Origin of the sequence: Caballeronia sp. dw_19, from assembly GCF_018449515.1 — a bacterium.
Classification (GTDB): Bacteria; Pseudomonadota; Gammaproteobacteria; order Burkholderiales; family Burkholderiaceae; genus Caballeronia.
This window is the reverse complement of record NZ_JAAVUQ010000049.1, coordinates 42627-51427: the sequence shown is the minus strand read 5'-3', so window position 1 is coordinate 51427 and position 8801 is coordinate 42627. Positions and strand designations below refer to the sequence as shown.

Annotated in this window: 5 protein-coding genes; 1 reads left to right on the top strand and 4 read right to left on the bottom strand. The window is 61.5% G+C overall.

All coding sequences use genetic code 11. The features are described 5' to 3' along the window. Positions 1-172 precede the first annotated feature (172 nt). From HB376_RS36380 to thiL, 4 genes are all read right to left on the bottom strand, one after another. Complete coding sequence (locus tag HB376_RS36380) at positions 173-3478, bottom strand: DEAD/DEAH box helicase (protein ID WP_213768534.1); 3306 nt, start codon at positions 3476-3478, stop codon at positions 173-175. Positions 3479-3550: 72 nt separating this feature from the next. Beyond that, positions 3551-4051 (bottom strand): CinA family protein, encoded by a 501-nt coding sequence (locus tag HB376_RS36375; RefSeq protein WP_213768533.1) that lies wholly within the window; start codon positions 4049-4051, stop codon positions 3551-3553. Between the two features lie 54 nt (positions 4052-4105). Beyond that, positions 4106-4642: a phosphatidylglycerophosphatase A gene (locus tag HB376_RS36370; protein ID WP_255631769.1), complete on the bottom strand. Its 537-nt coding sequence runs from the start codon at positions 4640-4642 to the stop codon at positions 4106-4108. Then, positions 4632-5675 carry a thiamine-phosphate kinase gene (gene thiL, locus HB376_RS36365; RefSeq protein WP_213768532.1) on the bottom strand — a complete coding sequence of 348 codons (1044 nt, stop codon included), beginning with the start codon at positions 5673-5675 and terminating at the stop codon, positions 4632-4634. Before thiL ends, HB376_RS36370 begins: the two co-directional genes overlap by 11 nt. Before the next feature lie 247 nt (positions 5676-5922). Here thiL and HB376_RS36360 point away from each other — a divergent pair, with 247 nt between their 5' ends. After that, complete coding sequence (locus tag HB376_RS36360) at positions 5923-8229, top strand: NADP-dependent malic enzyme (RefSeq protein WP_213768531.1); 2307 nt, start codon at positions 5923-5925, stop codon at positions 8227-8229. Positions 8230-8801 lie beyond the last annotated feature (572 nt).

The window sequence follows — 8801 nt, the reverse complement described above, 5'->3', positions numbered from 1 at the left end:
GACAAAGAAATGACGTGCCGCCACGCACAGTGGCTAATAGTGATAAAGAGAAAATCCGACTCACGCAGACCACTAACGCTGAAAGCATCAACCCGGCATAGACTCCGACCACTAACCCCAGAACCTAATACCCCACCCACCCCCCCCCCCCCCCCCAACCCCGAGTGCCAACTCACCCCACTGGCATTGGCGCCAGCAACGCCTCAATATCCTCGGCAGAAAACTTCACCGCCCCAGCCGCGTCCTCACGCAAAATACTATCGGCGAGAGCGGCTTTGCGGCCCTGCATCGCCACAATCCGTTCTTCAATGCTCCCCGCCACAATCAGCTTGTACACAAACACCGGCTTCAATTGCCCAATCCGATGCGCCCGGTCCGTCGCCTGATTCTCCGCCGCCGGATTCCACCACGGATCGTAATGAATCACCGTGTCCGCAGCCGTCAGATTCAACCCCACGCCACCCGCCTTCAAACTGATCAGAAACAACGGTACCTCGCCATCCTGAAAACGCGTCACCGGCGTAATCCGATCAGTCGTATCTCCCGTCAACATGACATAAGGAAGCGCGGCTTTATCGAGCGCGGCAGCAATAATCGCCAGCATCCCGGTGAACTGCGAAAACAACAGCACCCGACGCCCTTCTTCAAGTAACTCCGGCAGCATATCGAGTAACAAATCGAGCTTCGCCGATTCCTCCACACGCTTCGCCCGCGCCAGCTTCACCAACGCCGGATCACAGCAAACCTGCCGCAACTTGAGCAACGCCTCAAGCACGACAATATGGCTGCGCGCCAAGCCCTGATCCGCCACCGCCATCCGCACTTTTTCCTGCATCGCGATCCGCACGGTCTCGTACAGATCACGCTGCGCACCCTCGAGCGCCACGGTCCGCACAATGGTCGTCTTCTGCGGCAATTCCTTCGCGACCTCATCCTTCCTTCGACGCAGCATGAACGGCCGAATCCGGCGCACGAGCAACTCACGCCGCACCGGATCGTCGTATTTCTCGATCGGTGTGCGCCAACGCTTCGTGAAATCTTTCTGCGTCCCAAGGAAACCGGGCAGCAAGAAATCGAATTGCGCCCACAACTCACCCAGGTGGTTTTCCAGCGGCGTGCCAGTCAAACATAGCCGATGCCGCGCGCGCAAATCGCGAATACCCTTCGCGGCCTTGGTCGCGACGTTCTTCACTATCTGCGCTTCATCAAGGATCAGCAGGTGGTACTCGTGCAACGACAACATCGCCTGATCGCGCCACAGCAGCGGGTATGTGGTCAATACAAGATCGTGCTCGCCAATCTGATCGAAACGTTCCTTGCGCTGCGGGCCGTGCAGATCCAGCACCCTCAAATCTGGCGCGAACTTTTTCGCTTCCTCACGCCAGTTGTGAACCAGCGTGGTCGGCAACACCACCAGCACCGGCCGGTCGAGCCGTCCGGACTCCTTCTCGACCAGAATGTGCGCCAGCGTCTGCACGGTCTTGCCGAGACCCATGTCATCGGCGAGAACTCCCGACAGATTGCGCTCGCGCAAATACTGCATCCAGTTGAGCCCTTCGCGCTGATACCCCCGAAGCTCGGCATGCAAGCCAAGCGGCACGGGCACTTCCCGCAGCCCCGGCCCTTCCTGCAAGCGCTGAGCAAGCTCGCGAATGGAAACATCGCCGTGAAACTCCCAGCGGCCCGTGTCGCTGAGCGCTTCCAGCCGTCCGGCGTCCTGTTCGGAAACACGCAGCGGATGCGTGCCGAGGGTATCGAAGAGATCGATCAGTACGCGTACCACCGGCTTGATCCGCGACGCCCGCACCCGCAGCCGCTCGCCAAGATCGGTCTTGAGCTCGATGCCTTCGTCGTCGTGGATCGAATCGATAGCGCCCGCCAGCCAGCGCCGGTCGCGCTGGAACAGGTCAGCCAGCAGCGGTTCCAGCCGAACGCTCCGATCCCCCACGGCAATGCCGAGTTCCAGGTCGAACCAGCCATCGGTTCCCTGGCGCGCGGTGCCCTGGATGTCGTCGATCTCAATAAAGTCGAAGCGAAATTCCGGCGTCATGCTCACGCGCCAGCCGTCCTCACGCAACGCGGGTAGCGCGTCGTTGGTGAACACGGCCCATGCGTCGGGCACGGGCAAGCCGAGCACGCCACTGGGAATGGGCTTGGGTCCAAAACGCTGATGCGAGGGAATCTGGCGGAAGCCAAGATCGTAGAGCGAGGCCAGATAACGCGCTTCAACGTCGTGGCGGCGTCTCACCTGGACCATCTCACCGGACGCGGCGCGCATGACCGTGGTGGCGCGCGTGGGGTCGATGCTGAAACCGTCGTAATCGAAAGTCACGAGGGCAAAGTCGAGCACGTTCGCGGCGGTGCGCTCGTCGCGGGGACGCCAACTGCTGTTGACGGGCTGCGTATCGAGCACAAGCACCGGCACCGGTTCCGTATCGACAATACGCACGTTCAGCGTTTCCGGCTCCGGCGGCGGAGGCAGATCGGAGTCGACTTCACGCAACATTGCGCTGACCAGCGGCGCTTCGGCAAGCGAGATGGGCGGCATCGACAAATAATCGGCCAGTTGCCGCGCGGGTTGCGGCATATCGACGATGCCCGCTTCAAGCGTCTGCGCGTCGGCGAACCACAGCGGTTCGGTGGGAATGACCAACGTGGCAGGCGGCTCGGTTTGCAGCACGGGACGCACGCGATCGTCCAGATCGGGCGTCCACTCGATTCGTCCCGGCCGCTGCTCACCTTCACGCAGCGGCCGGCGCGGCCCCGAGGTCTCGTGGCTGGCCAGCCTGGCGCTGAATAACCGTCCTGTCGCCAGCATGCGCTGCAGCAAGTCCGCGCCTTCTTCGCCGTGGAGCCCGAAGCCGCCGAAATCGTTGCGGGTACGTCCAATGAGGAGCCCCCGCACGATGCTCATGTCTTCATCGCCGACGAACTTCGGCTGCTTGACAAGCGCCGCGTCCAGATTCGTCCAGGGCCGGTCGAACGTGTGGACCGAACCGTCCGGACTGAGCCGCACTTTATACAGCGTGACTTCGGCGGTGCGCATGATGCGCGACGTTCCCAGCATATAAACGAGCGCGAGCGCGCCGCTCGACTCGCCGGGCTTTTTTGCGGAGGCACTGCGAGTGGAGGCGAACCGCGAGCGGAATCCTTCAAGCCAGCCTGCTACCTCGGGGCGCACGGTTTCGGACTCGCGCGGTCTGTCCGCGGCGCTCGCGAGCAATACGGCGGCGGCATGCTTGCAGCCGAATCCGACCGGGCACGAACAACGGCCTTGCGCGGAAAGTTTGCCGTGCTGATCGTTAAACGTCACCTCCACGGTATAAGGCTGGCGTTGCGTCCCTTGAACGTTGGCGCGCAGCACGTCTTCGTCCCAGTGCAGACGCGTCACGTCGTCCACGTACCCGCGTGCCTTGGCAACGGTATGCGCGCCGAGCCATTTGACGATTTGCGCCGTGTTGTACACAAACGCCGGCATCAGCAAACCCGCCCGTGCATGGCCCTTCGTGTCTCCGCCTGTCTTGCCGCCATCCGCTCGATCACCGTCTTCTCACCGTTCCCTTCGTTCCAATAGTTCCAGCAAGCCGCGCAGCGCGTACGCCGCCGCCTGGGTGCGAATCTGCTCGCGATCGCCCTTGAATTGCTGCGTCTCCACCGCCGTGTGCAAGCGGTTGCTCCATGCAAAAGACACCATGCCGACGGGCTTCGTTTCCGTGCCGCCGCCCGGTCCGGCCACGCCGGTAATCGATAGCGATACCTGCGCCCGGCTGTTCCTCAGCGCACCTTCCGCCATGGCTTTGGCGACCGGTTCGCTGACCGCGCCGTGGCGCTCGATCAGGTCGGCCGGCACGCCGATCATCTCGGTCTTCGCCAGGTTCGAATAGGTGACGAAACCGCGCTCGAACCACGCGCTGCTGCCGGAAATATCGGTCATGGCGGCGGCGACCATCCCGCCGGTGCACGACTCGGCGGTCGCGAGCATCAGCCGCTCGTCGCGCAGTTTGTTGCCGGCACGGATGGCGAGCTGGTGGACGACGTTATCGGTAGCCATGGCAAAGCCTCGGGTGGGGGCGGTCGGAAACGTGAGATGCGGGCAAGACAGAAATCAAATGGTCATGCGCCATAGCGCAATTACGAGCAGCGTGAAGAACGCAGCGGCAATATCGTCGAACATGATGCCGAAACCGCCTTTCAACCGGCGGTCGAAATAACTGATGGGCGGCGGTTTCACCATGTCGAAGAAACGGAACACGATGAACGCCCACAACTGCCCCGTGAACGTGGCCGGCGTGACGAACAGCAACACCAGCCAGAACGCGATGATCTCGTCCCAGACCACCGGCGACGGATCGGAAATGCCCATTTTCTTCGCCGTGAAACCGCAGAACCAGCAGCCGGCCACGAACCCCACGGCGATCAGCAAGGCCCATTCGGCAACCGTCAGGTGCGGGTTGAACACCACGAACGACGCCCACGCGAACAAGGTGCCGACCGTGCCGGGCGCGATCGGCGACAAGCCGCTGCCGAAGCCCAGCGACAGGATATGCAGCGGATGCGACAGCATGAAGCGCGCGCTCGTGCGGCGCGACGGCTTCGGGCGGGGTGTCTCGTCAATTGTGTCGATGATCGGATCAGTCTGCATGAAAATGGTCGAAGCCCGTGTCGGGGAAAGAAACCGGACCGGTGTTGTCGCGCCAGTCGATGGCCGGCAAGTCGTTCGGGGCTGTGCCGGACGTGTTGGACGCCGCTCGTTCCTCGGTGGCTGGACCCTCGATTGTACCGATACGCGTCAACAAAACTCCCTGCGCCGTCCCTATCCGCTCGATTTCGGTCCTCACGGCGGCAGGCGCGGTAAAGCAGAGTTCGTAGTCGTCGCCGCCCGCCAGGATGCAATGCACCTGCGTGGCCGCGGGCAGCCCAGCGAGCGTGCCGGAGCGCGGTATCTGATCGATATTCACCGTCGCGCGCACGTTCGAGCGCTTCAATACGTGGAGCAAGTCGCCGGCGAGGCCGTCGGAGATATCGAGCGCGGCGTGCGCGACACCCCGCAACGCGATGCCGAGCGCCACGCGCGGTTCCGGCAGTTCGAGCGCCTTGATTGCGATGGCTTCGCCGGCAGGATCTTTCATCGACCATTCGCCGCGGCGGATACCGAGCCCGGCACGCGCGCCGCCAAGCACGCCGGATACCCAGATATCGTCGCCCGGTCGTGCGGCATCGCGCCGCAGTGCCTGCGCAACAGGGACATCGCCGAACACGGTAATGCTGATGCACACGTGCGGGCCGCTGGTTGTATCGCCGCCGATCAGCTCGCAGCCGTACTGGTTGGCTAGTTGGAAAAGGCCGCTGCTGAACGCTTCGAGCCAGCTTTCATCGGCTTTCGGCATCGACAGCGCCAGGGTGAACGCGCGCGGCTTTGCGCCCATAGCGGCGAGGTCCGACAGGTTCACCGCCAGCGCCTTGTAACCGAGCGCCCACGGGGACACATCGGGGAAAAAATGGCGGCCCGACACGAGCATGTCCGTGGAAATTGCCAGGTGCTGTCCGTGCTTCGGGGCAAGCAACGCGCAGTCGTCACCTATGCCGAGCGTCGCCTTCGGCGCGTCGTCCGTTGCCGGGAACGCGGCGGCGGGCTGGGAGAAATATCGTTCGATCAGGGAAAACTCTGAGAGCATCAGCAATCCGGCGACGTGGTGGGAGAGAGTTGGCGACGATGCGTGCCTGTTGACGCGCGTTTCATCTCAATAAGGGAATTTTGCGGCGTGAACCCGCTGCCGGCGTACGGCTGATGCTGCTTTTCCAGCCCTTGTCCAAATGGGCTATGTGCCGCGAATTGCCGGTATTGCCATCCGGAGGGTCGGTTGATTGGCGCTACAATGCGTTCGAACTTCTATTCTAATCTCGCCTAAAGCCAGACGCCTCATGACCTCTCCTGCCGATAGCGCCAAAGCCAAACTCCGCGAAGCCGCACTCGATTACCACGAGTTTCCCACCCCCGGCAAAATCGCGATTGCTCCCACCAAGCAGATGATCAACCAGCGTGATCTAGCGCTGGCGTATTCACCGGGCGTGGCGTTCGCGTGCGAGGAAATCGTCGCCAATCCGCTGAATGCCGCGCGTTTCACCGCCCGCAGCAACCTGGTCGGCGTCGTGACAAACGGCACGGCGGTGCTCGGGCTCGGCAATATCGGGCCGCTCGCGTCGAAGCCGGTCATGGAAGGCAAGGCCGTGCTGTTCAAGAAGTTCGCCGGTATCGACGTGTTCGACATCGAGTTGAACGAGATGGACCCGCTGAAGCTTGTCGAAGTGATCTGCGCGCTCGAACCCACGTTCGGCGGCATCAACCTGGAAGACATCAAGGCGCCGGATTGCTTCATCGTGGAGCGGGAATGCCGCAAGCGCATGAAGATCCCGGTGTTCCACGACGACCAGCACGGCACGGCTATCGTTGTCGCGGCTGCTATTACCAACGGCCTGGTCGTGGTCGGCAAGAAGATTGAAGAAGTGAAGCTGGTTACCTCGGGCGCGGGCGCCGCAGCGCTGGCCTGTCTGGACCTGCTGGTTGAACTTGGCCTGAAGCTCGAAAACATCTTCGTGACCGATCTTGCCGGCGTGGTCTACAAGGGCCGCGTGGAGTTGATGGACCCGGACAAGGACCGTTTTGCGCGCGAAACCTCGGCGCGTACGCTGGCCGACGTGATGGAAGGCGCCGACGTGTTCCTCGGCCTGTCCGCTGGCGGCGTGTTGAAGCAGGAGATGGTCAAGGGCATGGCGCAAAAGCCGCTGATTCTCGCGCTCGCCAACCCGACGCCGGAAATTCTGCCGGAACTCGCACTGGAAGTGCGTCCGGACGCGGTGCTTGCCACCGGCCGTACCGACTATCCGAACCAGGTCAATAACGTCCTGTGTTTCCCGTTCATTTTCCGCGGCGCACTCGACGCAGGCGCGAGCACGATCACGCGCGAAATGGAAATTGCCGCGGTGAATGCGATCGCGGAACTGGCGCGGCAGGAACAAAGCGATATCGTGGCAACGGCTTATGGCATTCAGGACCTGTCGTTTGGTCCCGAGTACCTGATTCCGAAACCGTTCGACCCGCGCCTGATCGTGAAGATCGCGCCGGCGGTGGCCAAGGCCGCTATGGATTCAGGCGTGGCCACGCGTCCTATTGAAGACATGGACGCGTACGAACAGCATCTGCAGCAGTTCGTCTATCACAGCGGCACGACCATGAAGCCGGTGTTCCAGCTCGCACGCAGCGTGGATCCGGACAAGAAGCGCATTGTGTTCGCGGAGGGTGAAGAGGAGCGCGTGCTGCGCGCGGTCCAGATCGCGGTGGACGAGAAGATTGCGAAGCCGATCCTGATCGGACGACCGGCCGTGATCGCTCAGCGCATCACGAAGTACGGTTTGCGTTTGACCGCTGGCGTGGACTTCACGGTTGTGGATACCGATCACGACGAGCGGTATCGCGACTTCTGGCAGACATATCACACCATGATGGCCAGGAAGGGCATCAGCGCGCAGATGGCGAAGCTGGAGATGCGCCGCCGCACCACGCTGATTGGTGCGATGCTGGTCAAGAAGGGCGAAGCGGACGGCATGATCTGCGGCACGATCAGCACGACACACCGCCATCTGCATTTCGTCGATCAGGTGATCGGCAAGAAGGAAGGCTGCAGCGTCTATGCAGCAATGAATGCGCTGGTGCTGCCGGGCCGGCAGATCTTCATTGTCGACACGCACGTGAACGTGGACCCGACCCCCGAGCAGCTCTGCGAGATCACGATCATGGCGGCGGAAGAAGTGCGCCGCTTTGGCATTGTGCCGAAGATCGCTCTGCTTTCGCATTCGAACTTCGGTACCAGCAACGCGCCGACGGCCATCAAGATGCGCGACACGCTGGCATTGTTGCGCGAGCGTGCGCCGGATCTGGACGTGGACGGCGAAATGCACGGCGACGTAGCGCTGGATGCCAACCTGCGCCGCGAAGTCCTGCCGGAATCAACGCTGGTAGGCGACGCGAATTTGCTCGTACTGCCGAATATTGATGCCGCGAATATTTCGTACAACCTGCTGAAGACGGCAGCGGGCAATAACATCGCCATTGGGCCAATGCTGCTGGGTGCGGCTCAACCCGTGCATGTGCTGACGGCGTCGGCTACGGTGCGCCGGATCGTCAATATGACGGCGTTGCTGGTGGCGGACGCCACGGCTGCGGCGCGGTAAGGGTTCGAAGCGGGTTTTAAAGTTCGCCGGACAGGAACCCGCGCAGGACTGGCGGGTTCGAGTAGAACTCCGGGAAGAGGGATTGCAGAAATAGAAAGAGGGATTGCGGCAAGTGGTCGCAATCCCTCTTTTTCATTTCCGCGACGATTGGACCGCATAGTTGCAGCGTTTCGTCGGCTTGGATGATCGGATTCCTGATGGTCACTTCGGGCGCCGGAACAAAAAAAAGCGTGCCGGATGATCCGGCACGCCACGAGGCATGCAAGGGGATTTGCTTTCTCCTCCAAACAGCAATGATGCCGATTTTTACACCGTGGGAGCTTCGCGAGAGAGGCGACGCTGGCTCCGCTCCCCAAACCATGCATGAAGTCATTTTCAACCTAAATAAGATAAAAATATCTCAGACTGATCCTAAATATGATCGAGGCCTATTTTTTTGTCATTCGTGAAAAAGCGTTGGCGAGCCGCATGTAACGGTCAGATAAGAGGCAAAAAGCGCCTGAAAAATGGGCATCTTCCGAACCAACATTGATTCCCGGTGTCATTAGCGATACCCTTACGTCTTTAATGGT